Below are 24,320 nucleotides of genomic sequence, written 5' to 3'. Positions count from 1 at the left end.
CCCCATGACTGGACCCCACGCCCGCTGGGTGCGCAGCGCCGTCGACTACGGCGCGCCGATCGCCTTCGCCGTGGCCTTCTACGGCTTCGGCCGCGACCTGATCATGGCCACCGGGGTGCTGGTGGCCGCCTCGATCATCGCCCTGGTCATCGGCTTCGTCGTCGAGAAGCGCCTGGCTCCCCTGCCCCTGATCGCCGGCCTGTTCGCCGTGGTGTTCGGCGGCCTGACGCTGGTGTTCCACGACGCCGAGTTCGTGAAGATGAAGATCACCTTCCAGAACGCCGCCTTCGCCGCGGCGCTGCTGGGCGGGCTTGCGCTGGGCAGGAACCCGCTCAAGGCGCTGCTCGGCGAGAGCCTGAGCATGCCCGACGCCGCGTGGCGCCAGCTGACCCTGCGCTACGGCCTGTATTTCGTCGCCGTGGCGGTGGCCAACGAGGTCATCCGCAACACCCAGAGCGACGCCTTCTGGGTCAACTTCCGCACCGCCCTGCTGCCGCTGGCGCTGGTGTTCTCGGTGTCGCAGACGCCGTTCATGATGAAGCACCTGCAGAAGCCCGAAGAGGGCGACGCGACGCCTGAACCGCCCGATCCTGGGGTTTGATCCTCGGGGACAGGCACCGCCTTCGGTGCGTGTCCCCCGCCGGTGTCTCCCGCGGAATCCGCCCGCCGCGCACCGCAACGTGTCCCGCCGAAAACCGAACACAGATCGTCTGTCGTCAAACCGACGTGTAGGATGATTATGGTCCGCCTGCGGTTGGACCCGGGAGACGGACGATGGGCAAGGACAAGGCTGGCAAGCGCGCCGTGGCGACGGAGGCTTCCGTCGGACACCTGCTGCATCGCGCGGCGCAACGGGCCCTCGATTTCTATGCTGAGGAAGGCGGCCCCGGCGGCGTGACACAGCGTCAGCACGCGGTTCTGATGGCCGTCGCGGCGAAGGAAGGCGCGGCCCAGGCCGATCTGGTCGCCGCGACCGGCGTCGACCGCTCGACCCTCGCCGACATGATCGCCCGGATGCTCGACAAGGGGCTGCTGGCCCGCGAGCGCTCCGCCGCCGACGCCCGCGCCAACGCCGTGCATCTGACCGACGCGGGCCGCGCGGCCCTGGCCGAGATCGGCCCCCGCGCCGACGCCGCCGACGCCCGCCTGCTGGCGCTGCTGCCCAAGGGCAAGCGCGCCGCCTTCCTCGAGGCCCTGGCGGCCCTGTCGAGCGACGCTCCGGCCAAGGCCAAGAAGATCAAGGCGCCGAAGACCGAGAAGCCCGCCAAGCCGGAGAAGGCCGCCAAGGCGCCCAAGGCGGACAAGCCCGAGAAACCCGAGAAGAAGAAAAAGAAGAAGAAGGCAGCGGAAGCGGTTGCGGCGGAGTAGAGGCCGCTCGCTCCATTATCCGCTCCTCCCGGCGAAGGCCGGGACCCAGGCGTTTTGAGTTCCCGGCCGAGCCCGTGGGGTTCCAGAAAAAACCTGGGTCCCGGCCTTCGCCGGGATGAGCGGGTATTGCGCGCTAGACCCGGATATCCAGCAGCGAGCCAGGCCGCAGGATGCGCGTCGGTTGCTCGGTCGGCTGCGCCGCCGGCATGCGCTGGACGGGCTGCGGCGCCGCTTGAGCCTGGACCGGCGCGGTCCGCACCGGCGTCGCCGTCGCCTGGGTCTGCTGCGGGGCGCCGGCGGCCTTGCCGAGCGCCGCATCGAAGAAGGCCCGCTGCGCCGCGGGTTTGGCCGCGCCCTGACCGGCGCCCTGGCCGGGCGGCGGGACATTGGCCCAGACATTGGGTCGAACGGGGTTCACGGGCGTCTCGGCGCTATGGTTAACGAGACGGTAAAATGCCCGGTCGTGGTTAACGCCGGGTTGCCGCGATGATGGCCAGCTCTTCGTCTGGCGTCAGTTCGCCGGTGTATTTGGCGATGATCTTGCCGGCGGCGTCGACGACATAGCTTTCCGGCACGCCGGTGACGCCGAACTCAAGACCCGCGCGGCCGTCACGGTCGAGCAGGTGCGCGGCGAACGGGTCGCCGACCCGGCCGAGGAAGGCGCGGTTGTTGTCCGGCGCGTCCTTGTAGCCGACGCCGACGATGGTCACGCCCTGGGCCTTCAGGCGCATCAGGGCCGGGGCCTCCAGCTCGCAGGGCGCGCACCAGGAGGCGTAGAAGTTGATCAGCAGCGGGCCGGGCGCGGCCTGGCGGACCGGAACCGCCTGGCCGGTCTCGAGACGCGGCAGGCTGAGGTCCGGCACGGGCCGGCCGACGAGCGCCGCGGGCTGGACGTGCGGATTGCGCTTGAGCGAATAGCCGACGAACAGCGCCGCCAGCAGGGCCAGGGCGATCAGCGGCGCGAAGGCGAGGACGCGCTTCACGACTTCGCCTTCGCGCGGGCCTCGACCTCGCGTTTCCAGCGGCGGGCGCGGGCAAGGCTGTCGGCGATCATCCAGCCGAAGGCCAGGGCCGTAACCGCGAAGGCCGGCCAGACGTAGAGGGCGTACTTGCCGGTGTCGAGATCGAGCATGTCGTCAGCCTTCCGCCGCCTGCAGGGCGAGCACCGCCGCGCGACGACGCCAGACCTCGGCCCGGATGCGCACCAGCCACAGCGACCCGAAGGCCGAGGTGTAGCCCAGCGCCATCAGGGCCATGGGAATGAGATAGGCGGGCGGCAGCCGGTTCTCCGCCTTGGCCGCGAACACCGTCGCGCCCTGGTGGAGGCTGTTCCACCATTCGACCGAGAAGTGGATCACCGGCAGGTTCACCAGGCCCACCAGGGCCAGGATGGCGGCCGCCCGGCCGGCTTTGGTCTCGTCGTCGATCGCCGCCCGCAGGGCCATGTAGCCGAGCCAGAACAGGAACAGCACCAGCACCGAGGTCAGGCGCGCGTCCCACACCCACCAGGTCCCCCACATCGGCTTGCCCCACAGCGCGCCGGTGACCAGGGCCAGGGCCGTGAAGGCCGCGCCCAGCGGCGCGCAGGCGCGGGCGGCGGCGTCGGCCAGCGCATGGCGGTAGACGAGGGAGAGGAAGCTGGCGACGCCCAGACAGAGGTAGCTGAACATGGCCATGTAGGCCGCCGGCACATGGATGAACATGATCCGGACCGTGTCGCCCTGCTGGTAGTCCTCGGGCGCGATGAAGGTGTACCAGAGGCCCGCCACGATCAGCAGGGCGGCCAGACCGCCGAACGCCGGCGCCGCCCTTCGTGAGAAGGCCATGAACCGGTCGGGGTTGGCGAGAAAGGCGAACATGCCCGCCGACTACTCTTCGGGAAGCCGGCGGGCAAGCTGTGGCGATTACTGATCGCCCGCGTCGTCGCCGTCGGTCTCGATCTCGAACGGCTCGTCGTCGCCCGGACCGTCGATGATGAACATGCCGCCGCCCGGCGCGCCGGCCGCTTCAGGGCCGCCCTGGCGGATGACGCGCACGCGGCGCTCCATGCCCGGACCGCCCATGCCGCCCATGCCGCCCATGCGCATGCCCGGGCCGTGCATCGGTCCCATGCCCTCGTGCAGCGCATCGAAGGCCTTCTGCTGCGAGGGGGTCAGCTGGCCGTAGAAGGCGCGGATGGCGTCGTTGCGCTTTTTGAACGCCGCCGTGTGCTCGGCCATCATCTTCTCGGCCATGGCCAGGCGTTCGGGCGTGGTCCCGGGCATGTCCATCGGCTTCGGCGGGGCGGCGCCGTCGGCCGGCGGCGCGGGCGGGGCCATGGCCGCGAGGAAGGTCTTCAGGGCACCTTCCTGGTCCGGCCGCAGCTGCAGGATGTCGCGCATATGCCGCGCGTGCTTTTCCGGATCCATCGGGCCGTGCATGCCGTGCATGCCGCCCATGTCCGGGCCGCCCATGCCGGGCCCCTGCATGCCGGGACCGCCCATGATGACCACGCGACGCTCAACCTGGGGCGCGTCGTGGTCATGGGCCGGCGGCGTCTGGGCCGAGGCGGCGGCGGTCAGGCCGAGGGTCATGACGCCGGCCATCAGGGCGGCGCGGGTGAAGTTCAAAATCATTGGATTGCTCCCCAATCCGGTTGGTGCTGACCGGAGGTATGGACGGCGCATATGGCTGGCGTTTGTCTGTAGAACGCCGGTTTGTTTCAGCCTTGTTGCAGATCAATCCAGCGCGTTGCGGCAGGCGGCGGCCATGGCCAGCGGGCTGAGCGCCACCGCTGCGGCGGCCCAGGCGCACAGCAGCAGCAGGCCCGAGGTCCCGCCGGTGGCGGACGCGGCCTGGGCCAGGGCGCCGCCGCCAAAGATCACCGGCGGAGCGAACAGCGGCAGGACGATCACCGCGATCAGCACCCCGCCCCGGCGGCTGCCCAGCGTCAGGGCCGCGCCCATGCCGCCGACGAAGGCGAAGGCCAGGCCGCCGACGAGGGCGCAGAGCAGGACGACCGGCGCGAGCGCGACGGGCGCGCCGAGCATCAGCGCGGCGATCGGCGCGGCGAAGGCCAGCGGCAGGCCGGTGGCCAGCCACTGGGCCAGGGCCTTGACCGCGCAGACCGCCTCCAGGCCCGGTTCGCCGAGCGCCAGCAGGTCCAGCGCCCCATCTTCGAAGTCGCGCTCGAACAGGCGCTCGAGCGACAGCAGCGAGGCCAGCGCCAGCGCCAGCCAGGCGATGCCGGGGGCGATCACGGCCAGCCGGTCGGGGTCGGGCCCGACGGCCAGCGGTACGAGCGTCGTCACGCCGGCGTAGAAGGCCAGCGCCGGCAGCGGTCCGCCGCCCCGGCCCCAGGCCAGGGCCAGCTCCCGGCGCAGCAGGACGATGAGCGGGCTCATGCGCCGATCTCCACCGCCCGGGCCGGCACCGGCAACGGGTCGTGCACCGCCGCCAGCAGCATGCCGCCGCCGGCGAGATGGACCTTCAGCAGGCCGCCGATACGCTCGCGCCAGACGCTGTCCAGCGGGGCCAGCGGCTCGTCCAGCAGCCACAGGGTGCGCGGCGCGGCCACCAGGCGGGCGAGACCGACGCGGCGGCGCTGGCCGGCCGACAGTTTCCGCACCTCGAGATCCAGCAGGCGGCCGAGATCCAGCGCCTCGGCGGCGCGCGCCAGGCCGGCGTCGTCGCCGCCGCTCCAGCGGGCGGCGAAAGCCAGCTCCTCACGCGCGGTGCGGCCGCCCTTGAGCCCGTCGTGGTGGCCGATCAGGTGCAGGTCGCGCGACCGGGCGTCGGCGACATCCTCGGCGCCCTCGAAACGCACCGCTCCGGCGACCGGACGCAGCAGGCCGGCGACCGCCCGCAGCAGGCTGGTCTTGCCCGCGCCGTTGCGGCCGATCAGGGCGATGGCCTCGCCGGCCGAGGCCCGGAACGACAGATGTTCGAACAGGAGCCGCTCTCCACGGCGTATCGCGAGGTCTTCAACCACCAGTCCAGAAATCATCGCGGGTCCCCGGAGCGGGTGGAAAAGTCCCTGACGCGGGCATGGACGGATGGCGCGACCGGGCGTATGCAGCGCGCCATCGGCCCCGCGCGTCCGCGCGCGGAGATACGCCGCGCCGGGGGGGACGCTGTGAGTCCTTTCCGAGCGCGCGATCCCGGAAGTGGTTTTCGGGCGGCCGAGAACAGGAAAGGACTCCCCCACATGGCGTCTATCGATAGCTTGCACACCCGCCGGACCCTCGCGGTCGGCGGCACGAACTACGTCTACTACAGCCTGACGGCGGCGGAAGACGCCGGCCTGAAAGGCGTGAGCCGCCTGCCCGTGTCAATGAAGGTTCTGCTGGAGAACCTCCTGCGCAACGAAAATGGCGGCGACACCACCGAAGCCGACCTCAAGGCCGTCGCGGCCTGGGTCGACAACAAGGGCGGCGTCGAGCACGAGATCAGCTTCCGCCCGGCGCGGGTGCTGATGCAGGACTTCACCGGCGTGCCGGCCGTCGTCGACCTGGCCGCCATGCGCGACGCCATGAACGCCCTGGGCGCCGACCCGACCAAGATCAATCCGCTGATCCCCGTCGACCTGGTCATCGATCACTCGGTGATGGTGGACTTCTTCGGCACGGCCAAGAGCTACGGCGAGAACGTCGACCGTGAGTACGAGCGCAACATCGAGCGGTACCGCTTCCTGCGCTGGGGCTCCTCGGCGTTCAACAACTTCCGCGTGGTGCCCCCGGGCACCGGCATCTGCCACCAGGTGAACCTGGAATACCTGGCCCAGACGGTCTGGACCGCGCCGGACGCCGGCCTCGAGCATGACGTCGCCTATCCTGACACCGTGGTCGGCACGGACTCGCACACCACGATGGTCAACGGCCTGTCGGTGCTGGGCTGGGGCGTAGGCGGCATCGAAGCCGAAGCCGCCATGCTCGGCCAGGCCATCCCGATGCTGATCCCGGAAGTGATCGGCTTCCGCCTGACCGGCGCCCTGCCGGAAGGCGCGACCGCCACCGACCTGGTGCTGACCGTCACCCAGATGCTGCGCAAGAAGGGCGTGGTCGGCAAGTTCGTCGAGTTCTTCGGCAACGGCCTGGCCAACCTGACCATCGAGGACCAGGCGACCATCGCCAACATGGCCCCGGAATACGGCGCCACCTGCGGCTTCTTCCCGATCAGCCAGTCGACCATCGACTATCTGCGCGCCACCAACCGCGACGCCCAGCGCGTCAACCTGGTGGAAGCCTACGCCAAGGCCCAGGGCCTGTGGTTCGATCCGGAAGCCGAGGAGCCCGTCTTCACTGACGTGCTGGAACTCGACCTGGCCGACGTGCTGCCTTCGCTGGCCGGCCCCAAGCGTCCGCAGGACCGCGTGCTGCTGAGCGACTCCGCCGCCGCCTTTGAAGCCGCGCTCGGCGACGAGTTCGGCAAGAAGGAACAGACCGACCGCCGCGTGCCGGTCGCGGGCGAGACCTTCGACGTGGGCCACGGCGACGTGGTCATCGCGGCCATCACCAGCTGCACCAACACCTCCAACCCCAGCGTCCTGATCGCCGCCGGCCTGCTGGCCAAGAACGCGGTGGCCAAGGGCCTGAAGGTGAAGCCCTGGGTGAAGACCTCGCTGGCCCCCGGCTCGCAGGTGGTCACCGACTACCTGGCCAAGGCCGGCCTGACCAAGTCGCTCGACGCCCTCGGCTTCAACCTGGTCGGCTACGGCTGCACCACCTGCATCGGCAACTCCGGCCCGCTGCCCGACGCGATCAGCGCCGCGGTCAACGAGGGCGACCTGGTCGCCTGCTCGGTGCTGTCGGGCAACCGCAACTTCGAAGGCCGGGTGAACCCGGACGTGCGCGCCAACTACCTGGCCTCGCCGCCGCTGGTGGTGGCCTACGCTCTCGCCGGCACGATGCGCATCGACCTGACCAAAGAGCCGATCGGTCAGGACAAGAAGGGCAACGACGTCTTCCTGAAGGACATCTGGCCGACCTCGAAGGACATCGCCGACCTGCAGCGCAAGTCGGTGACCAGCGAGATGTTCGCCAAGCGCTACGGCGACGTGTTCAAGGGCGACAAGAACTGGCAGGCCATCAAGGTCGAGGGCGGCCAGACCTACGCGTGGGACATGGGCTCGACCTACGTCCAGAACCCGCCCTACTTCGAGGGCATGTCGATGACGCCCTCGCCGGTGAAGGACATCATCGAGGCCCGCGTGCTGGGCGTGTTCGGCGACTCCATCACCACCGACCACATCAGCCCGGCCGGTTCGATCAAGAAGACCTCGCCGGCCGGTGAATACCTGCTGTCGCACCAGGTCCGCTTCGAGGACTTCAACGGCTACGGCAGCCGTCGCGGCAACCACGAAGTGATGATGCGCGGCACCTTCGCCAACATCCGCATCCGCAACAAGATCACGCCCGACATCGAAGGCGGCGTGACCAAGCACTTCCCGTCGGGCGAGGTCATGTCGATCTATGACGCCGCCATGCGCTATGAAGCCGAGGGCCGTCCGGCCGTCGTCTTCGCGGGCAAGGAATACGGCACCGGCTCGTCGCGCGACTGGGCGGCCAAGGGCGCCAAGCTGCTCGGCGTCCGCGCCGTCATCGCCGAGACCTTCGAGCGCATCCACCGCTCGAACCTGGTGCAGATGGGCGTGCTTCCGCTGCAGTTCCTGTCGGACGGCTGGCAGCGCCTGGGCCTGACCGGCGAGGAAATCGTCTCGATCCGCGGGCTGCAGGACCTGTCGCCGCGCAAGCAGCTGATCGTCGAGCTGTACCGCCCGTCGGACGGCCGCATCGCCCGCTTCCCGGTGCGCTGCCGCATCGATGGCCCGACCGAGCTGGAGTACTTCCAGAACGGCGGCGTGCTGAACTACGTGCTGCGCAACCTCGCCGGCCCGACGGGTTAAGGGAGACGGGGACATGTACCGCAGGTACGTGTCCCCTAAACCTCGGTAGCTCGATCAGGGGACACGTACCGGCTTCGCCGGAACATGTCCCCACTTCACGGCCTCGTGAAACGCGCGGCCGTCGCTTCTCCGATTAAGTGCGCCGCGATGCGGAAAGCTTTTCTCGCCCTTCTCCTGTTGCTGCTGTCGCCGACGGCCTCGCCTGCCCAGGCGCGGCCGGCGGTCGTCGTCGAGCTGTTCACGGCCCAGGGCTGCTCGTCCTGCGTGGCGGCCAACGCCCTGGTCGGCGAGCTGGCCGAACGGCCGGACGTCCTGGCCCTGACCTTCGCGGTCGACTACTGGGACTACCTCGGCTGGCCCGACACCTTCGCCCGGCCCGAGTTCACCGATCGCCAGCGGGCCTACGCCCGCAAGCTGGCCCTGCGCGAGGTCTACACCCCGCAGGTGGTCATCGGCGGCCGGGTGCAGGCCTCCGGCGTCAAAGGCGAGGCGGTCGAGACCCTGGTCGCCACGGCCCTGAAGACTCCCGGCAACCCGCCCGACATGCTGTTCATCGGCGACCGCCGCGTCGCCGTCGGCTCGGGCCCCTCGCCGCGCGGCGGAGCCGATGTCTGGCTGGTGCGCTATGATCCTCGGTCGCTGGAAATCACCCCCAAGCGCGGCGACAACAAGGGCCAGGCCCTGGTCCAGCGCAACGTCGTCCGCGAGATCGTGCGGCTCGGCGGCTGGCGCGGCCGCCCCACTGCCTACCGCCTGCCGGCGACGAAGCTGGAAGGCCTGGCCATGGCCGTGATCGTCCAGGCTCCCAAGGGCGGCAAGATCCTGGGCGTGGCGGTTAAGCCCTAGGCCTGGTTGCGTGGTTCGAGACGCGATCCTGAGGGATCGCTCCTCACCGTGACGAACAGAAGCGCGGTCCAACCCTCTACGTCATCCTGAGGAGCGAGCCTCAAGCGAGCGTCTCGAAGGACGCACTTCGTCTCGAGCTGTCCGCACGTGTCGTTGCGTCCTTCGACACGGCGCTTCGCGCCTGCTCAGGATGACGTGGAGGGGTGGGCTTCAAGTTCCTCGTCATGTTGAGCAGCGCCCGAAGGGCGCGTGTCGAACCACGCACGCTACACCCGCAGCATCAACCCGCCGTCGACGCCCAGCGCCTGGCCGGTGACGAAGCCGCCGTCGTCGGACGCGAGGAACAGGGCGGCTCGCGCGATGTCGATCGGCTGGCCGAGACGCTTCAGCGCCGCCTTCTTCGCCCACAGGGCCGCGATCTCGTCGTGCTGGAAGCTGGCGGCGGTCATGCCGGTGGCGATGGCTCCCGGCAGGATGGCGTTGGCGGTGACGCCCTGGCGGCCGAGCTCAAGGGCGAAGGTGCGCATCATGCCGACCACGCCGGCCTTGGACGCCGAATAGGCCACCAGGCCGTTGTCGGTGTGCCTGGCCATGATCGAGGCGGTGAAGATCAGCCGGCCGACGCCGGACTTCACCAGATGCGGCACGGCCTCGCGGCTGATGCGGAAGGCCGCGCGCAGATTGATGGCGATCTGGCGGTCGAAGGCCTCGTCGCTGGTCTCCCCGACCGGCGTGGAGCCCGAGACGCCGGCGTTGTTGTAGACGATGTCCAGTCCGCCGAAAGCCTCGACGGCCTTCGCCACGATGGCGGCGGGGCCGCCGTCCTCGCTGATGTCCTGGCCCATGGGGACGATGGCGGAATGGTCGAAGGTCAGGTCGGCGGTCGGCCGGTCCACGGCCAGGACCCGCGCGCCCTCGCTGGCGAACAGCTCGGCGCTGGCCCGGCCGATGCCGCTGGCCGCGCCGGTGACGATGGCCCTACGGCCCTCGAGTCTGCCCATGATCGTTTCCGCCCTGTCCGTTGTGCTTTGGACAAAATGAAACCCCCGCTGCCGGAGGGGAAGGCAACGGGGGTTCATTCACGAGGGGATTTAGAGTGTCGGCCGATCCGAAGCCCGCGATCCAGGGGGGGCTGGGGGGGCTGTTCAGGATCCGGGACCTGCGAGGCTTCTGACCGGCCGACAGTCAGAACCTGACGCCCCTTACTGGCGCGCGCGCGTCCGAAATGAGGTCATTTAAGGGCGCCGCGTGACCGCTGTTCCACAAATCGGCGAAGCGTGGCTATTCGGCGACGCCTCTCGCCAAACCGGCCGGTTTGGGTCTAGCCTCGCCGGGCATGGCGTTTGATCCGACATACGCGCAATCGTCCGCCGCCGTGGTGTTCTTCGAACGGCGGGAGCTGGAGCGGTTGCTCCGCCTGTACGGGCGGATGGTGGCCGCCGGCGAGTGGCGCGACTACGCCATCGCCGGCCTGTCCGAGAGCGCCGTGTTCAGCGTCTTCCGGCGCGCCTCCGAACAGCCGCTCTATCGCATCGAGAAGCGCCCGGCGCTGGCGCGCAAGCAGGGCCAGTGGGCGGTGCTGACCCAGTCGGGACATATCCTCAAGCGCGGCCACGAGCTGGAGCAGGTGCTCAAGGTGTTCGACAAGGGCCGGTTCACGGTCGTCGAATAGCCCAGAAAAAAGGCCCCGCCGGAGAACCGGCGGGGCCTGATCGTTTCGGTGTCCGGCGATCGCTAGCTGCGACGGCCGCCCATGAAGGCGAGCAGGAACTGGAACAGGTTGATGAAGTCCAGATACAGGCTCAGCGCGCCCATGTTGGTGGCGACGGCCATGCCCTCGCCGCTGTCCTTGACCTGGTAGTAGGTCAGCTTCAGCCGCTGGGTGTCGTAGGCGGTCAGGCCGGCGAAGATCAGCACGCCGACGACGTTGATGATCCAGTAGATGGCCGGCAGGTTGAGGAACATGTTGACCAGGCTGGCGATCACCAGGCCCCAGACGCCCATGATCAGGAAGCTGCCGAAGCCCGACAGGTCCTTCTTGGTGGTGTAGCCGACCAGGCTCAGGGCGCCGAAGGCGGTGGCCGTGATCAGGAAGGTCATGAACACCGAGGCGCCGGTGTAGATCAGCAGCCAGATGCCCAGGCCCGCGCCGATCGCCGTGACGATCGACCAGTAGTAGATACCCGAGCTGCGCGCGGTCATGTTGCGCATGCCGAACATCGCCACCAGCACCATGGCCAGCGGCGCGAACCGCACGATCTGGCCGAGCAGGGTGAAGCCCGCCAGCGCGCCCGTGGGCGTGGTGACATACAGCAGGGTGGTGACGGCGGGGATGCTGGACGTCGCATAAGCCAGCGCCGCCGACAGCAGCAGGCCCAGCGCCATCTTGTTGTAGACGCCGAGCATGAAGGCGCGGAGACCCGCGTCCACGGCCATGTCGGCAGCCTGCGGAATCGAGCGCGCAGGTCCGCGTCCGAAGTCGCTCATTTGAAATAGCCCTTTCAACGCGCCCGTCGTGGGCGCCTGTTGAATATCGGGAGTGCGACCGCCTGACGCAAGCGGTGATGGCATAACGGTTTTGTCAGGCCCTATTCGGCCCGCAGAACCGGAGCCGGTCGCTTCGACAGGGCCTGCATCGCCGCCAGCAGGCCGCCGAGGGTGGCGAGGCCCACGGCCGCGCCCAGTAGGGTTCCGACCCCGGCCCAGTCCACGCTCCATTTCGCCTCGAACACCTTGACCACCACCGGCCAGGCGGCGGCGTAGCCGAGGGCGACGCCGGCGAGACCGGCGATCAGCCCGACCGCGCCGTACTCGACCCCGTAGGCGGTGAGAATCTGCAGCCGCGAGCCGCCGAGCACCTTGAGCGTGGCTGCTTCGCGGGCCCGGGCCCGCGCGCCGGCGGCGATGGCCCCGGCCAGCACCAGCAGGCCGGCGAGCGCCGCCACCGAGGCCGCGCCCTGCACCGCCAGCACGAGGCGGTCGAGCATCTCGGTAGCCGCCTCAAGCTGCTCCCGCACGCTGATCACATTGACCATCGGGAAGTCCTGGCCGAGCGCTCGGGTAACCGCGGCCTCCTGTGTCCGGTCGCCCTTGGCGATGGCCACCTGCGGCATGACCGCGCCCTCAAGCGCGGCGGGATCGATGATGATCGGGAAGGACGGGCCGAAACCGCCCCAGTCGACCTTGCGCAGCACGGCGACCTTCACGTCGAGCTCGCGGCCCAGCACGTTGAGGGTCAGGCTGTCGCCGACCTTCAGGCCCGCCCCGCGCGCCGCGTCGGCCTCCATGGCGATGACCGGTTCGCCGGCATAGTCGGCCGGCCACCAGCGGCCCTCGACGACGCCCGACTCCTTCGGTTCGGGCCCGATGACCGAGATCTGGATGTCATTGTCATAGGCCCAGCGCTCGCTGTCCTTGATGCGCTTCAGGTCGACCAGCTCGCCCTTCACCCGGGTGATGCGGCCGGTGGTGAACGGCGCGCGCAGCCAGTTGCGGTCGGTCAGAGGGACGCCGAAGGCCTTGCTGACGGCGGCGTCGAAGTCGCCGGCGCGGTCACCCGGGATTTCCGTGAACACCATGGCCGGGGCGGTCTTCGGCGCGACCTCGCTGACCTGGGCCAGCAGGCTCGACTGGATCAGCACCACCGCCGCCAGCAGGGCGACGCCGAGGCCGATGGCCGGAGCGGCCGTGCGGGCAGCGGAGCGCGGTCCGGCCAGGTTGGCGATGCCGATGCGCACCGCGCCCCGGGCGAAGCCGCGCAGCCGTCCGGCCAGCAGGGCCGCGCCGCGTCCGAGCGCCCAGAGCAGGCCGAAAGCGAAAGCCACCCCGGCGATCATGATCCCGGCGGCCATCGGCGTCGGGGCCGTGACAATGGCCAGGGCGGCGAGGCCGACTCCGGCCAGCACGGCGACGACGACCTCCGGCCCGAACGCCAGCCGTCCGGTCAGGTCGCGACGGAACAGCGAAGACGGCGGCGTCGCCCGCGCCCGGGCCAGCGGGGCCAGGCTGAAGGCGGCGGCGGCCAGCAGGCCGAACAGGGCCGCCTTGAGCAGCGGCGCCGGATAGACGGCGAACAGCGCCGGGACCGGCAACTGGTCCTTCGCCAGCTCGCCCAGCACCAGCGGCGCGACGGCGCCGACGGCCAGGCCGATGGCCACGCCCAGCGCCGACAGCACGGCGATCTGGATCAGGTAGAGATTGCGGATCAGCGCCCCCTCGGCGCCCAGCGCCTTGAGCACGGCGATCGAGGGCTTGCGCTGTTCCAGATAGGCCGAGACGGCGCCGGCCACGCCCAGGCCGCCGGCGACGAGAGAGGCCAGGCCGATGAAGCCGAGGAAGTATTCCAGCTGGTCGATCAGCCGCTTGATGCCGCCGCCGGCGTCGTTGCGGCCGCGCGCCTCGAAGCCATCCTTCTTCAGGGTCTTCACCAGGGCGTCGATGCCGGCGTTGGTGGCGTATTGCGGCTTGAGCGCGATGCGCACGGCCTCGTTGGTGTTGGGCATGCCAGGCTGGAGGAAGCCGCCCTTCTCGACGGCCGCGAGCGTGGTCAGGACGCGCGGGCCGAGGCCGAAGCCGCGACCGAGCCGGTCGGGCTCCTGGACCAGCACGGCGCGGGCGATGAACGGGGCGTCGCCGATCAGAAAGCGGTCGCCGAGCTTCAGGTGCAGCCGGTCGAGCAGGGCCTGTTCGACCACCGCGCCGCTGGCGTCGCCCTCCGGCGCGAAGGCGGCCGCCAGCGAGGGCGCGCCCCGCAGCTCAACCTTGCCGGCCAGGGGATAGGTATCCGACACCCCGCGCAGTTCGACCAGCCGGCGGTCGCCGGACGGGGCTTCGGCCATGGCCGAGGCGGCGGCGGAGAAGGCGGTCCCGCCCAGGCCATTGAAGCGGGCGATCTCGGCCGGGGTGAACATCCGCCGGTCGATCGTGACGCGCAGGTCGCCGCCGAGGATCTCGCGGGCCTGGACGGCCAGACCGGCCCGGAAGGCTTCGGCGGTCGAGCCGGCGGCGGCGATGGCCGACACGCCGAGCGCCAGACAGGCGAGGAAGATGCGGAAGCCGGCCACGCCGGACCGCAGTTCGCGCAGGGCGAAGCGGAGCGAGAGGGGCATCAGGCGTCGCCGACGATCTGGCCGGCGGCCATGGTCACCTGGCGGTCGGCCCGGGCCGCCAGCGCGGCGTCATGGGTGACCAGCACCAGCGCCGCGCGGGTCTCGGCGACGAGGTCGAACATCATGTCGGCCACCCCGGCGGCGTTCGCCGCGTCGAGGTTGCCGGTCGGCTCGTCGGCGAACAGCAGGGCCGGCTGGATGGCCAGAGCGCGGGCCAGCGCCACGCGCTGCTGCTCGCCGCCGGAGAGCTGGGTCGGATAGTGGCGCAGCCGTTCGCTGAGGCCCACACGGGCCAGCCAGTCGCGGGCCGACTTCGCGGCGCCGGCGATCCCGGCCAGCTCCAGCGGCGCGGCGACGTTCTCCTCGGCGGTCATGTTGGGCAGCAGGTGGAAGGCCTGGAACACCAGAGAGACCTTGCCCCGCCGCAGCCGGGCCCGGCCGTCCTCGCCCAGCGCCGCCAGGTCCTGGCCGAACAGCCGCACCACGCCCGAGGTGGGCCGCTCCAGCCCCGCCGCGACCGCGATCAGCGACGACTTGCCTGAGCCGGAGGGTCCGACAACCGCCACCCGTTCGCCGGCCGCAACCGACAGGCTGACGCCGCGCAGGATCTCCACCGGCCCGGCGACGGACGGCAGGGTGAGGGTCACCGCTTCAAGGGTCAGGGGCGCGGCGATCGGGGTGGCGTCGAACATGGGAGAACGTGTCTTCTTCCGGAGGAGAATTGCCGCGGGGGCTGTTGGAGCCGGTGGTCTGCACCCTACATAGGACGAAGACATGGCCAGCACACCTCACGGACCCATCACCCGCCGCGCCATCGGCGCCCTGATCCTCGGCGCGGCCGCGACGCCGGTGTTCGCGGCCGGCAAGCCGCGCATCGTCACCATGCTCGGGGACTCGATCACCGCCGGCTATGGCCTGCCCGCGCGCGACGCCCTGCCCGCGCGGCTGGAGGCGAACCTTTCCAGGCTGGCGCCGGGGACGCGCGTGCGGGCCGCCGGCGTCAGCGGCGACACCAGCGCCGGCGGCGCGGCGCGTGTCGACTTCAGCGTCCAGGCCGACACCGCCGTCTGCGTCGTGGCCCTCGGCGGCAACGATCTGCTGCAGGGTCTCGACCCGAAGCAGACGAAGGCCAATCTCGACCGCATCATCCGCCGCCTGAAGGCGCGCAAGATCACCGTCGTGCTGGCGGGCCTGGCCGCGCCGACGGCGATCGGCCGCGGCTACGCCCGCGAGTTCGGCGCCGTCTATCCGGCCCTGGCGTCGCAACACCACGTGGCGCTCTACCCGAACCTGCTGGAAGGCGTCGCCGGCGTGCCGCGGCTGAACCAGCGGGACGGCATCCATCCCAACGCCACCGGCGTGAGCATCATCGCCGCGAAACTGGCGCCGGTGGTGGCGAAGGCGTTGGCGACGCGGCGGTAGCAGCCGCGCGGCGGACCGCCCGCGCCTTCGAGTGATGCGCATTCTCAATCGCCAAACGGCGCGACGCCCGTTAGGTGCGGGGCTCACCAAGAAACACCTACCGCTGGGGACCGATGCAATATTCGAAACTGGGCCGGACCGGCCTCGACGTCAGTCGCGTGTGCCTGGGCACCATGACCTGGGGATCGCAGAACACCGAGGCAGAGGCCCACGCCCAGATGGACTACGCGCTCGAGCGCGGGGTCAATTTCTGGGACACGGCGGAGATGTACGCCTCGCCGCCGAACCCGGAGACCCAGGGCTCCACCGAGCGCTACATCGGAACCTGGCTGGCGAAGAGCGGCAAGCGCGACCAGATCGTGCTGGCCTCCAAGGTCGCCGGTCGCGGCGCGGCCTTCGGCGGCATGAGCTGGCTGCGGGCCGACGGCGCCTCGCCGCGCCAGACCCGGGCCCAGATCGACGAGGCCGTGGCCGGCTCGCTGAAGCGGCTGCAGACCGACTACCTCGACCTCTACCAGCTGCACTGGCCCGACCGGCCGATCCGCACCTTCGGCGGCATGACCTTCAAGGACTACGAGCAGGACTACGAGTCCTTCCAGACCATCCTCGAGGCGCTGGAAGTACATGTGCGGGCCGGCCGCATCCGCCACATCGGCGTGTCCAACGAGTTTCCCTGGGGCGTGATGCGGTTCCTCAAGGAGTCGAACCAGCGCGGCCTGCCGCGCATCGCGTCGATCCAGAACGCCTATCACCTGGCCAACCGGGTGTTTGAGTTCGGCCTCGCCGAAATCGCCATGCGGGAGGATGTCGGGCTGCTGGCCTATTCGCCGCTCGGCCAGGGCGTGCTGACCGGAAAGTACCTCGACGGCGCCCTGCCCGCCGGCGCGCGCAAGACCCTCTACAACCGCATGCAGCGGTATGAGGGCCCGGGCGCCGAGGAGGCCGTGCGCGCCTATGTCGCCCTGGCGCAGGCCTTCGGCTGGGCCCCGACGCAACTGGCGCTGAAGTTCTGCGACAGCCGCCCGTTCGTCACGGCGACGATCATCGGCGCGACCTCGATGGAGCAGCTGAAGACCGACATCGACGCCTTCGACCTGACCTGGACCGACGAGCTCGATCAGGCGGTTGACGCGATCCACGTGCGACGGCCCAATCCCTGTCCATGATCCGCCTGTTCGCCGCCATCGCTGTTCCGGACGACATCGGCGCGCCGCTGCTGCGGCGGCAGCACGGCCTGCCGGGCGCACGATGGCGGCCGCTGGAGGCGCTGCACATCACCCTGCGGTTCTTCGGCGACGTGCAGGAGCGGGTGGCCGAGGACCTCGACCTGGAGCTGTCGCGGATCACCGCGCCGCCGATCGGACTGACCCTCGACGGCGTCGGCGCCTTCGGCGAGGGCCCCGACATCCACGCGGTCTGGGCCGGCGTGGCCGAAAACCCTCCGCTGCGGACGCTTGCCGGACGCTGTGAGACGGCCGCGCGGCGGGCGAGGATGGCGCCCGATAACCGCGCCTGGTGGCCGCACGTGACCCTGGCCTATCTGCGCCGGCCCGACCCGGCCGACGTCGCGGCCTGGATCGAGGCCAACAGCCTTCTCAGGTCGCCGGCCTTCGCCGTCGACCGGTTCGGCCTTTATTCCACGCACCAGACCAGCGAGGGCTCGCGCTACGTCCTGGAGCGCGACTACCGGCTCTAGGCGCCGGGTCCTTTGCGACAGGCCGCGGCGCGGACGGAGTCGGCGAGTTCGGCCTGGGTGAAGGGCTTGGACAGCCGGGGCAGGCCGAGACCGACGCCGGGCGGCAGGTCGGCGTAGCCGGTGGCGATGATCACCGGCAGGCCCGGCCGGGCGCCGGCGATCCGCTCGGCCAGCTGCGCGCCGGTCATCGAGGGCATGATCTGGTCTGTGATGACGAGGTCGATCCCGGCATCGCCCGCCAGCGTCTCGAGCGCCTGCCGCCCGGACGTCGCGCCGATCACCGTGTGGCCGAGGTCCTCGAGCATGGCGATGGTGTTCATCAGCACCAGATCGTCGTCGTCGACGGCGAGGATCACCTGCTTGGTATCGTGCGGCGTCGTCACGCCGGCGGCGGCCTTGTCGGGCGCGGCCGTTTCATCGCCCCGGAGCGCCACGGGCAACCAGAGATCAATGGTCGTTCCCTCGCCGGGCGCGCTGGCGATCGCCAGCCGTCCGCCCGACTGCGCCGCAAGGCCGTGCACCATCGACAGGCCAAGGCCGGTGCCCTTGCCGACCCCCTTGGTGGTGAAGAAGGGTTCCATGGCCCGCGCCACGGTCGACGCGTCCATGCCTTCGCCGGTGTCGGCGAGACTGAGGCGGAGATACTCGCCCGGATGCAACGTCGGATGGCCGCCGCCGACCAGTTCGGCGCTGGCGCTGATGGTCAGCACCCCGCCGCCCGGCATGGCGTCGCGGGCGTTCACCGCCAGGTTCAGCAGCGCCGTCTCCAGCTGGTAGGGGTCGGTCCGCACCCGCGGCAGGGCCAGCGGGAAGCGCGTGCGAATGTCGACGCCGGGCCCGATGGCGCGGCTCATGAAGTCCGTCATGCCCCGGACCAGCGCCGGAACGTCGACCGCCTCAAGATGGAGTTCCTGCTTCCGGGCGAAGGCCAGCATGCGCTGGGTCAGCACCGCCCCGCGCTGGGCCCCCTGCAGGGCGTTGTCCAGCAGCGGCGTGATGCGGGGATCCGGCGGCAGGCGTTTGCGGATCAGCTCCAGGCTGCCCATCACCGCCATCAGCAGGTTGTTGAAATCGTGCGCCACGCCGCCGGTGAGCTGGCCGATGGCGTCCATCTTCTGCGCCTGGAACAGCGCCTCGCGCGCCTCGTCGAGCGCCCGCTGCGTCTGCATCCGCTCGGTGATGTCGCGGGTCACCTTGGCGAACCCGATCACCTCGCCGCCGTCGTCACGGATGGCGTCGATGACGACATGGGCCCAGAAGCGGCTGCCGTCCTTGCGGATGCGCCAGCCTTCCTTCTCGAACCGGCCGTCAGCCGCCGCGATCCGCAGCGCGGTCTGTGGGTCTCCGGCGGCGCGGTCCTGCTCGGTGTAGAATCGCGAGAAATGCGCGCCGATGATCTCCTCGGGTCGGTAGCCCTTGATCCGCTCGGCGCCGACATTCCAGCTCGACACCCGCCCCTCGCTGTCGAGCATGAAGATGGCGTAGTCGGTGACGCCCTGGACCAGCAGACGGAACTGCTCCTCGCTGCGGCGGAGGGCGTCCTGGGCGACCTTTCGCTCGGTCAGGTCACGGGTGATCTTGGCGAAGCCGACGAGTTCGCCCTCCGGCGTCACCACCGGGTCGATGATCACATGGGCCCAGAAGCGGCCGCCGTCCTTGCGGACGCGCCAGCCCTCCTGCTCGAACCGGCCTTCGTGTTCGGCGATCGACAACGCGCGGGCCGGCAGGCCGGTGGCCAGATCCTCGGCGGTATAGAACTGCGAGAAGTGGCTGCCGATGATTTCCTCGGCGGTATAGCCCTTGAAGCGCTGCGCGCCTGTGTTCCAGCTGATGACGCGGCCGTCGCGATCAATCATGTAGATCGCATAGTCGGAGATCGCGTCGATCAGCAGTCGGTGCCGGTCCTGGCCCGGATTCGCCGCCAATTCGTTCTTGTCCGTCATCACGCGGGATGGCCCCCAAGCCCACCTCGGTGGGAACGATGGTCGGGGGGCGTTGGTTCCCGGCCCGGGGAGGATCCGCGCGCGCGGCGGCGCGTCAGCCGCCGGCCATGACGCTCAGGGTGATGGTGTAGAGCATCTGCGCCGCCGTGGGGTGACAGCTGGCGCTGGGCCTGTCGGCGTTACAGACGCCGGCCGGCGTGTCGTAACTGACGCTGACGGCGACCAGCTGGCCGTCCTTCTTGTAACCGGCCGCCGTGCCGGTCGGGCCGTCGGCGTCGGCGCCCGGGTCGCGGGTCCAGCCGGCGCCGAGCAGCATCGCGTCGAGCTTGCCGGCGACGGCCTGGAAGCTGGTCCCGTATTGCGTGCCGTCCCCGGAAAAACCGATCTGGCAGCCCTGGACATTGGCCATGCCCGGATAGCCGACGCTGGCCGGACCGACGGTGGCGGAGGTCCCGAGGACCGCCGTCGAGGCGGTGTAGAGCGTGTTGCAGGTGGCGCTGACCGCCGCGCTCTGGGCCACGGCGGGGGTCGGAGCTCCCATCGGCAGGGCGAAGGCCAGGGCCGCGCTGGCGGCGAGAACGGCGAACGGGCGCATGACAGTCTCCGCGGAAGGGTTCGACGGCGCGGCCGGGTTCGGCCGCCGGTCAGGTCGATCCGAGCCTAGCCCGGCCCCGGGCGTCGCGGAACGGCGGTTTCCTCAGATCGGGTCACTGCGATCCGCGACGGCTTCCCAACGTCGCGGTTCGTGATATTGGTACATTTCTTTTAAAAACTAACGTGGGTGCGGAGCCATGGCCAGCGTCAGCTACATCACCGTCGGATCCAACGACCTGGAAGCCGCAAAGGGCTTCTATGACGCCCTGCTGGGATCGATCGGCATGCGGGGCGTGTTCGAGCACCCCAGCGGCGGCCGGCTCTATCGCGGCAAGGATGGCTGCCTGTTCGGGGTGCTCGGCCCCTATGACGGCGGCGCGGCCAGCGTCGGCAATGGCGCAATGGGCGGCTTCAGCTTCGACAGCCGCGAGGAGGTGACCGCGTTTCACGCCAGGGCGCTTGCACTGGGCGGAACCTGCGAGGGCCCGCCCGGCGAGCGGATGGGCGGGTCGTGGTTCGCCTATTTCCGCGATCTCGACGGCAACAAGCTCTGCGGGTTCACCTTCAGCAAGGCCTAGAGCCGGCCGGTGAATTCCAGCGCCACGGGGCCGGTCATGATCACGTGGCCGTCGGACTCGCGCCACTCGATGTGCAGTTCGCCGCCGTCCATCTCGATGGTGGCGGAACGGCCAGTCAGGCCGCGGCGGGCGCAGGCGACGAGGGCGGCGCAGGCGCCGGTGCCGCAGGCCCTGGTCAGCCCGGCGCCGCGCTCCCACACCCGCAGGCGGATGCGATCGGGGGCCTTCACGTAGGCGAAGCCGACGTTGACCCCCTCGGGGAACATCGGGTGGTGCTCGATCAGGCTGCCGGAGCCCTTGACCAGGGCGTCGCTCGGCTCCTCGTCGACGAAGAACACCACATGCGGATTGCCCATGCTGACCGAGCCCGGCGTGTGCAGGTGCGGGGCGTCGATCGGTCCGACCTGCAGCTCGATGCCCCTGGTGTCCATCTCCTCGGCCAGCGGGATGTGGTCCCAGCGCAGCTCCGGCGGGCCCATGTCGACCGAGACGCGCCGTTCGCCTCCGGCGCGGGTGGCGGCCAGCAGGCCGGCGCCGGTCTCGATGACCACGGCGTCCCGGCCGGTCGCTTCCATCATCAGCCAGGCCACGCAGCGGGTGGCGTTGCCGCAGGCGTCGACCTCGCCGCCGTCGGCGTTCCAGATGCGCATGAAGGCGTCGGCGCGGGTCGTCGGCTCGATGGCGATCAGCTGGTCGCAGCCGATGCCGGTCTCGCGGTCGGCGATGGCCCGCGCCTCGTCCGGCGTCGGCCGGAAGGGCTCGTCCCGCGCCTCGACCACGACGAAGTCGTTGCCAAGGCCGTTCATCTTGAGAAAGGGGCGGGTCATCCCGCCAATATAGGCTACGTCGACGCTGGCGTCAGAGGCTAAGAGCGGGAATGGCTGAACGGGACAATCCGGGACTCCCGACACGATTGCACTGGCTGCGCGTCCGGCTGCGCGGCCTTTACCATGGCGCGTCGCCGGCAGCCGTGCGGTTCCGGCTCGGCGTCATTGTCCTCGATCTGGCGGTCATCGCCTTCTTCATCGCCGCTCCGATCCTGCGCGACAACGGCGGCCTGTTCTACGTGGTCGACTATGCCATCGCGGCCTTCCTCGCGCTCGACGTGACCGCCCGCGCCCTGGCCTGGCCGAACCTGAAGAGCTTCATCCGCCGGCCGATCGTCTGGGTCGACCTGTTCGTGCTGGTCACCCTGCTGGCGCCGGCGTGGCTGGCCAATCTCGGCTTCCTGAGGGTGTTGCGGCTCTGGACCCTGGTCGACAGCGAGTTCTTCTGGCGCACGGTGGGACGTCGCTTTGACGACACCCGCATCGAGGAAATCGTCAAGGCCGGAACCCGGCTGACAACCTTCGTCTTCGTGGTCACCGGGTTCGTCTACACCAGTTTCATCGGCCGCTACGAAGGCATCGGCGGCTGGGTGGACGCCCTCTATTTCACCGTCACCAGCCTGACCACGACTGGCTATGGCGACATCATCCTGCCTGGGGTCTGGGGCCGGCTGCTGTCGATCTTCGTGATGCTGGTGGGCGTGTCGCTGTTCATCCGCCTGATGCAGTTGCTCGTGCGGCCGCATAAGGTGCTGTTTCCCTGCCCCGCTTGCGGCCTGCGGCGACACGATCCGGATGCGGTCCACTGCAAGGCCTGCGGAAAGATCCTCAATATCCCCGATGACGGAGCCTAGGTTCGTCGGCGGCCCCTGAGTTCTTACAGACCTGTAATGTCCCCGGGGGTTGCCTGACCCCCGCGTCAACCTATGCTCGCCGCCCTGTGTCTTCGCCGGGGTCTCCGATGAAATTTTCTGCCCTTCTCGCGGCGGCCGCCGTGCTGGTCGCCGCGCCCGTTCTGGCCGCGACCGAGACGCCATTCGAATGGCTCGAACAGGTCGACAGCGCCCGGTCGATGGACTGGGTCAAGGCGGAGAACGCGAAGACCCTGCCCGTGCTGACCGGCGACGCCCGGTTCGCGCCGCTGCAGGCCGAGGCGCTGAAGATTCTGTCGGCGAAGGACCGCATCGCCACGCCGGCGTTCGTCGGCGACCAGGTGTTCAACTTCTGGCAGGACGCCACCCACGTCCGCGGGATCTGGCGGCGGACCTCGCTGGCCAGCTACCGCACGGCCGACCCGCAATGGGAGACGGTGCTCGATCTCGACGCCCTGGCCACGGCCGAACACGCCAACTGGATCTGGAAGGGCGCCGACTGTCGCCCGGTGACGCATGACCGCTGCCTGGTCGAGCTCAGCAACGGCGGCAAGGACGCCGTCGAGATCCGCGAATTCGACCTGAAGACGAAGACCTTCGTCGACGGCGGCTTCCGCCTGCCCGAGAGCAAGCAGACCGTCGCCTGGCTGGATGCCGACACCGTCATCCTCACCCGCGACTGGGGCCCCGGCACGACCACCGAGTCCGGCTACGGCTTCGTGGTCAAGACGCTGAAGCGCGGCCAGACGCTGGACCAGGCCATCGAGGTGTTCCGCGGCGATGTGAAGGACGTCAGCGCCACGCCCCGCGTGCTGCGCGACGGCCAGGGCAAGCAGGTGGTGCTGATCGAACGGGGCGTGGACTTCTTCCACAGCCAGATCAGCCTTCTTACGCCGCAGGGCGTGAAGCGGCTGGGCCTGCCCGAGCGGGTCAGCGTCTACGGCCTGCTCGACGGCATGCTGGTGTTCAAGGCCGAGGAAGACTGGAAGACCTACAAGGCCGGCTCGCTGCTGGTCAGCCTTCCGGCGGAGCTGCTTCCGCCGGACATGGAGCAGGTCGTCGTCTCCACCCGGAATCACCTGATCTTCGCCCCCGGGCCCCGCCAGTCTGTCGACGAGGTCGCGGTGACCGCCAACCGCGTGCTCGCCACGGTCTATGACAACGTGCGCGGCAAGGTCATCGCCTTCCGGAGCAACGGCGAGCAGAGCTGGACCCAGACCGAACTGGCGGGCCTGCCCAACGCGTCCGTCCATCTGGTCGATGTCAGCGACGAGGGCGACCAGGTCTTCTATTCCGTCGAGGGCTTCATCACGCCGACCGCGCTGAAGCTGGCCGACGCCGCCGCCGGGACGGCCGAGACGGTCAAGGCCCTGCCCGCCCGGTTCGACGCCTCGAACCTGATGGTCGAGCAGCACGAGGCGACCTCGAAGGACGGGACGAAGATCCCCTACTTCATCGTCACAAAGAAGGGTCACGGCCACGACGGCTCGAACCCCACCCTGCTGCACGCCTACGGCGGCTTCCAGCTGAGCAAGCTGCCGGTCTACGACCCGATCGTCGGCAAGCTGTGGCTGGAGCGCGGCGGCACGTATGTGGTGGCCAACATCCGCGGCGGCGGCGAGTTCGGCCCGGCCTGGCACGAGGCGGCGCTGAAGGCCAACCGCCAGCGCGCCTATGACGACTATTTCGCCGTGGCCGAGGACCTGATCCGGCGCGGCCTGACCTCGCCGCGGCGCCTCGGGGCCTATGGCCGGTCCAACGGCGGCCTGCTGATGGGCGTGGCCATGACCGAGCGGCCGGACCTGTGGAACGCCGTGGTGGTCGAGAGCCCGCTGCTGGACATGATGCGCTATCACCTGCTGCCGGCCGGCGCGTCCTGGATCGGCGAGTACGGCGACCCGACCATTCCCGAGGAGGCCGCCTGGATCGCCCGCTACTCGCCGTTCCAGGCCCTCAGGCCCGGGGTGAAGTATCCGCTGGCCTACATCACCACCTCGACCAAGGATGACCGCGTCCACCCCGGCCACGCGCGCAAGTTCGCCGCGCGGCTGGCCGAGCTGGGCAGTCCCTATCTGTATTACGAGAACACCGACGGCGGTCACGCCAACGGGGCCGATCCCACCGCCAACGCCCGGCGCTGGGGGATGCACTACACCTACCTGACCCGCCAGTTGATGGACTGA

General features: G+C 70.0%; 25 protein-coding genes. 11 read left to right on the top strand and 14 right to left on the bottom strand.

The features are described from left to right. Window positions 1–4 precede the first annotated feature (4 nt). On the top strand, window positions 5–601 hold the full coding sequence (locus AC1RN0_RS13250; protein WP_492787918.1) for an inner membrane-spanning protein YciB: 597 nt from the start codon (window positions 5–7) through the stop codon (window positions 599–601). 173 nt (window positions 602–774) lie between these two features. Further along, the gene (locus AC1RN0_RS13245) at window positions 775–1,368 is read left to right on the top strand and encodes a MarR family winged helix-turn-helix transcriptional regulator (RefSeq protein WP_492787917.1); all 594 of its coding nucleotides are present in this window, start codon (window positions 775–777) and stop codon (window positions 1,366–1,368) included. A gap of 133 nt (window positions 1,369–1,501) precedes the next feature. Here AC1RN0_RS13245 and AC1RN0_RS13240 read toward each other — a convergent pair whose 3' ends face one another. The 7 genes from AC1RN0_RS13240 to ccmA all read right to left on the bottom strand — a co-directional run bounded on the left by AC1RN0_RS13240 (window position 1,502) and on the right by ccmA (window position 5,353). After that, window positions 1,502–1,786, bottom strand: coding sequence for a hypothetical protein (locus tag AC1RN0_RS13240; RefSeq protein WP_492787916.1), 285 nt, complete (start codon window positions 1,784–1,786; stop codon window positions 1,502–1,504). 49 nt (window positions 1,787–1,835) lie between these two features. Continuing rightward, window positions 1,836–2,351, bottom strand: a complete 516-nt coding sequence (locus tag AC1RN0_RS13235) for a DsbE family thiol:disulfide interchange protein (RefSeq protein ID WP_492787915.1) — start codon at window positions 2,349–2,351, stop codon at window positions 1,836–1,838. Beyond that, the gene (ccmD, locus tag AC1RN0_RS13230; RefSeq protein ID WP_492787914.1) at window positions 2,348–2,500 is read right to left on the bottom strand and encodes a heme exporter protein CcmD; all 153 of its coding nucleotides are present in this window, start codon (window positions 2,498–2,500) and stop codon (window positions 2,348–2,350) included. The genes AC1RN0_RS13235 and ccmD overlap by 4 nt, the downstream gene beginning before the upstream one ends. A gap of 4 nt (window positions 2,501–2,504) precedes the next feature. Continuing rightward, window positions 2,505–3,227, bottom strand: a complete 723-nt coding sequence (locus tag AC1RN0_RS13225; RefSeq protein ID WP_492787913.1) for a heme ABC transporter permease — start codon at window positions 3,225–3,227, stop codon at window positions 2,505–2,507. Window positions 3,228–3,272: 45 nt separating this feature from the next. Beyond that, on the bottom strand, window positions 3,273–3,983 hold the full coding sequence (locus AC1RN0_RS13220; RefSeq protein WP_492787912.1) for a Spy/CpxP family protein refolding chaperone: 711 nt from the start codon (window positions 3,981–3,983) through the stop codon (window positions 3,273–3,275). A gap of 102 nt (window positions 3,984–4,085) precedes the next feature. Next, entirely contained in the window at window positions 4,086–4,751 is a 666-nt protein-coding gene (gene ccmB, locus AC1RN0_RS13215) for a heme exporter protein CcmB (RefSeq protein WP_492787911.1), read from the bottom strand. Next, window positions 4,748–5,353 (bottom strand): heme ABC exporter ATP-binding protein CcmA, encoded by a 606-nt coding sequence (gene ccmA, locus AC1RN0_RS13210; RefSeq protein ID WP_492787910.1) that lies wholly within the window; start codon window positions 5,351–5,353, stop codon window positions 4,748–4,750. The genes ccmB and ccmA overlap by 4 nt, the downstream gene beginning before the upstream one ends. A 201-nt stretch (window positions 5,354–5,554) precedes the next feature. On the opposite strand from ccmA, the gene acnA reads away from it, so the two are divergent. After that, the gene (acnA, locus tag AC1RN0_RS13205; RefSeq protein WP_492787909.1) at window positions 5,555–8,251 is read left to right on the top strand and encodes an aconitate hydratase AcnA; all 2,697 of its coding nucleotides are present in this window, start codon (window positions 5,555–5,557) and stop codon (window positions 8,249–8,251) included. Between the two features lie 147 nt (window positions 8,252–8,398). Then, complete coding sequence (locus tag AC1RN0_RS13200) at window positions 8,399–9,097, top strand: DUF1223 domain-containing protein (protein WP_492787908.1); 699 nt, start codon at window positions 8,399–8,401, stop codon at window positions 9,095–9,097. A 266-nt stretch (window positions 9,098–9,363) separates the two neighbouring features. Here the strand turns inward: AC1RN0_RS13200 and AC1RN0_RS13195 are convergent, their stop codons facing one another. Beyond that, complete coding sequence (locus tag AC1RN0_RS13195; protein ID WP_492787907.1) at window positions 9,364–10,098, bottom strand: SDR family NAD(P)-dependent oxidoreductase; 735 nt, start codon at window positions 10,096–10,098, stop codon at window positions 9,364–9,366. Window positions 10,099–10,433: 335 nt separating this feature from the next. Between AC1RN0_RS13195 and AC1RN0_RS13190 the strand changes: the two genes are divergently transcribed. Next, entirely contained in the window at window positions 10,434–10,769 is a 336-nt protein-coding gene (locus tag AC1RN0_RS13190) for a DUF2794 domain-containing protein (protein WP_492787906.1), read from the top strand. A gap of 62 nt (window positions 10,770–10,831) precedes the next feature. Here AC1RN0_RS13190 and AC1RN0_RS13185 read toward each other — a convergent pair whose 3' ends face one another. The 3 genes from AC1RN0_RS13185 to AC1RN0_RS13175 all read right to left on the bottom strand — a co-directional run bounded on the left by AC1RN0_RS13185 (window position 10,832) and on the right by AC1RN0_RS13175 (window position 14,897). Next, a complete protein-coding gene (locus AC1RN0_RS13185; RefSeq protein WP_492787905.1) occupies window positions 10,832–11,584 on the bottom strand; it encodes a Bax inhibitor-1/YccA family protein in 753 nt (250 codons plus the stop codon). Window positions 11,585–11,685: 101 nt separating this feature from the next. Next, on the bottom strand, window positions 11,686–14,205 hold the full coding sequence (locus tag AC1RN0_RS13180) for an ABC transporter permease (RefSeq protein ID WP_492787904.1): 2,520 nt from the start codon (window positions 14,203–14,205) through the stop codon (window positions 11,686–11,688). Beyond that, window positions 14,205–14,897: an ABC transporter ATP-binding protein gene (locus tag AC1RN0_RS13175; RefSeq protein WP_492787903.1), complete on the bottom strand. Its 693-nt coding sequence runs from the start codon at window positions 14,895–14,897 to the stop codon at window positions 14,205–14,207. Before AC1RN0_RS13175 ends, AC1RN0_RS13180 begins: the two co-directional genes overlap by 1 nt. Before the next feature lie 82 nt (window positions 14,898–14,979). On the opposite strand from AC1RN0_RS13175, the gene AC1RN0_RS13170 reads away from it, so the two are divergent. The 3 genes from AC1RN0_RS13170 to thpR all read left to right on the top strand — a co-directional run bounded on the left by AC1RN0_RS13170 (window position 14,980) and on the right by thpR (window position 17,323). Next, on the top strand, window positions 14,980–15,627 hold the full coding sequence (locus AC1RN0_RS13170; RefSeq protein ID WP_492787902.1) for an arylesterase: 648 nt from the start codon (window positions 14,980–14,982) through the stop codon (window positions 15,625–15,627). A gap of 113 nt (window positions 15,628–15,740) precedes the next feature. Further along, complete coding sequence (locus tag AC1RN0_RS13165) at window positions 15,741–16,793, top strand: aldo/keto reductase (RefSeq protein WP_492787901.1); 1,053 nt, start codon at window positions 15,741–15,743, stop codon at window positions 16,791–16,793. Continuing rightward, complete coding sequence (gene thpR / locus AC1RN0_RS13160; protein ID WP_492787900.1) at window positions 16,790–17,323, top strand: RNA 2',3'-cyclic phosphodiesterase; 534 nt, start codon at window positions 16,790–16,792, stop codon at window positions 17,321–17,323. The genes AC1RN0_RS13165 and thpR overlap by 4 nt, the downstream gene beginning before the upstream one ends. On the opposite strand, the gene AC1RN0_RS13155 is transcribed toward thpR, so the two are convergent. Together AC1RN0_RS13155 and AC1RN0_RS13150 are read right to left on the bottom strand one after the other, a co-directional pair. Next, window positions 17,320–19,266 (bottom strand): hybrid sensor histidine kinase/response regulator, encoded by a 1,947-nt coding sequence (locus AC1RN0_RS13155; protein ID WP_492787899.1) that lies wholly within the window; start codon window positions 19,264–19,266, stop codon window positions 17,320–17,322. The genes thpR and AC1RN0_RS13155 overlap by 4 nt on opposite strands. A 94-nt stretch (window positions 19,267–19,360) precedes the next feature. After that, window positions 19,361–19,861 carry a hypothetical protein gene (locus tag AC1RN0_RS13150; protein ID WP_492787898.1) on the bottom strand — a complete coding sequence of 167 codons (501 nt, stop codon included), beginning with the start codon at window positions 19,859–19,861 and terminating at the stop codon, window positions 19,361–19,363. A 196-nt stretch (window positions 19,862–20,057) separates the two neighbouring features. Between AC1RN0_RS13150 and AC1RN0_RS13145 the strand changes: the two genes are divergently transcribed. Beyond that, window positions 20,058–20,438: a VOC family protein gene (locus AC1RN0_RS13145; RefSeq protein WP_492787897.1), complete on the top strand. Its 381-nt coding sequence runs from the start codon at window positions 20,058–20,060 to the stop codon at window positions 20,436–20,438. Here the strand turns inward: AC1RN0_RS13145 and dapF are convergent. Continuing rightward, complete coding sequence (gene dapF, locus AC1RN0_RS13140) at window positions 20,435–21,265, bottom strand: diaminopimelate epimerase (protein ID WP_492787896.1); 831 nt, start codon at window positions 21,263–21,265, stop codon at window positions 20,435–20,437. The two genes, AC1RN0_RS13145 and dapF, sit on opposite strands and share 4 nt — an antisense overlap. 50 nt (window positions 21,266–21,315) lie before the next feature. Here dapF and AC1RN0_RS13135 point away from each other — a divergent pair, with 50 nt between their 5' ends. Both AC1RN0_RS13135 and AC1RN0_RS13130 read left to right on the top strand, forming a co-directional pair. Further along, on the top strand, window positions 21,316–22,119 hold the full coding sequence (locus tag AC1RN0_RS13135) for a potassium channel family protein (RefSeq protein ID WP_492787895.1): 804 nt from the start codon (window positions 21,316–21,318) through the stop codon (window positions 22,117–22,119). A gap of 107 nt (window positions 22,120–22,226) precedes the next feature. Next, on the top strand, window positions 22,227–24,320 hold the full coding sequence (locus AC1RN0_RS13130; protein ID WP_492787894.1) for a prolyl oligopeptidase family serine peptidase: 2,094 nt from the start codon (window positions 22,227–22,229) through the stop codon (window positions 24,318–24,320).

It is taken from the genome of Caulobacter sp. GW821-FHT12F03 (assembly GCF_058806855.1).
The sequence above is the reverse complement of the archived record's forward strand: the minus strand, read 5'-3'. Positions and strand labels throughout refer to the sequence as shown.

Coding starts and splice junctions, on each gene's coding strand:
- AC1RN0_RS13195 (WP_492787907.1), bottom strand. CDS start 10,098: ATGGGCAGACTCGAGGGCCGTAGGGCCATCGTCACCGGCGCGGCCAGC.
- AC1RN0_RS13245 (WP_492787917.1), top strand. CDS start 775: ATGGGCAAGGACAAGGCTGGCAAGCGCGCCGTGGCGACGGAGGCTTCC.
- ccmA (WP_492787910.1), bottom strand. CDS start 5,353: ATGATTTCTGGACTGGTGGTTGAAGACCTCGCGATACGCCGTGGAGAG.
- acnA (WP_492787909.1), top strand. CDS start 5,555: ATGGCGTCTATCGATAGCTTGCACACCCGCCGGACCCTCGCGGTCGGC.
- thpR (WP_492787900.1), top strand. CDS start 16,790: ATGATCCGCCTGTTCGCCGCCATCGCTGTTCCGGACGACATCGGCGCG.
- AC1RN0_RS13250 (WP_492787918.1), top strand. CDS start 5: ATGACTGGACCCCACGCCCGCTGGGTGCGCAGCGCCGTCGACTACGGC.
- AC1RN0_RS13150 (WP_492787898.1), bottom strand. CDS start 19,861: ATGCGCCCGTTCGCCGTTCTCGCCGCCAGCGCGGCCCTGGCCTTCGCC.
- AC1RN0_RS13170 (WP_492787902.1), top strand. CDS start 14,980: ATGGCCAGCACACCTCACGGACCCATCACCCGCCGCGCCATCGGCGCC.
- AC1RN0_RS13180 (WP_492787904.1), bottom strand. CDS start 14,205: ATGCCCCTCTCGCTCCGCTTCGCCCTGCGCGAACTGCGGTCCGGCGTG.
- AC1RN0_RS13190 (WP_492787906.1), top strand. CDS start 10,434: ATGGCGTTTGATCCGACATACGCGCAATCGTCCGCCGCCGTGGTGTTC.
- AC1RN0_RS13130 (WP_492787894.1), top strand. CDS start 22,227: ATGAAATTTTCTGCCCTTCTCGCGGCGGCCGCCGTGCTGGTCGCCGCG.
- AC1RN0_RS13225 (WP_492787913.1), bottom strand. CDS start 3,227: ATGTTCGCCTTTCTCGCCAACCCCGACCGGTTCATGGCCTTCTCACGA.
- AC1RN0_RS13165 (WP_492787901.1), top strand. CDS start 15,741: ATGCAATATTCGAAACTGGGCCGGACCGGCCTCGACGTCAGTCGCGTG.
- ccmB (WP_492787911.1), bottom strand. CDS start 4,751: ATGAGCCCGCTCATCGTCCTGCTGCGCCGGGAGCTGGCCCTGGCCTGG.
- dapF (WP_492787896.1), bottom strand. CDS start 21,265: ATGACCCGCCCCTTTCTCAAGATGAACGGCCTTGGCAACGACTTCGTC.
- ccmD (WP_492787914.1), bottom strand. CDS start 2,500: ATGCTCGATCTCGACACCGGCAAGTACGCCCTCTACGTCTGGCCGGCC.
- AC1RN0_RS13185 (WP_492787905.1), bottom strand. CDS start 11,584: ATGAGCGACTTCGGACGCGGACCTGCGCGCTCGATTCCGCAGGCTGCC.
- AC1RN0_RS13175 (WP_492787903.1), bottom strand. CDS start 14,897: ATGTTCGACGCCACCCCGATCGCCGCGCCCCTGACCCTTGAAGCGGTG.
- AC1RN0_RS13145 (WP_492787897.1), top strand. CDS start 20,058: ATGGCCAGCGTCAGCTACATCACCGTCGGATCCAACGACCTGGAAGCC.
- AC1RN0_RS13155 (WP_492787899.1), bottom strand. CDS start 19,266: ATGACGGACAAGAACGAATTGGCGGCGAATCCGGGCCAGGACCGGCAC.
- AC1RN0_RS13135 (WP_492787895.1), top strand. CDS start 21,316: ATGGCTGAACGGGACAATCCGGGACTCCCGACACGATTGCACTGGCTG.
- AC1RN0_RS13220 (WP_492787912.1), bottom strand. CDS start 3,983: ATGATTTTGAACTTCACCCGCGCCGCCCTGATGGCCGGCGTCATGACC.
- AC1RN0_RS13200 (WP_492787908.1), top strand. CDS start 8,399: ATGCGGAAAGCTTTTCTCGCCCTTCTCCTGTTGCTGCTGTCGCCGACG.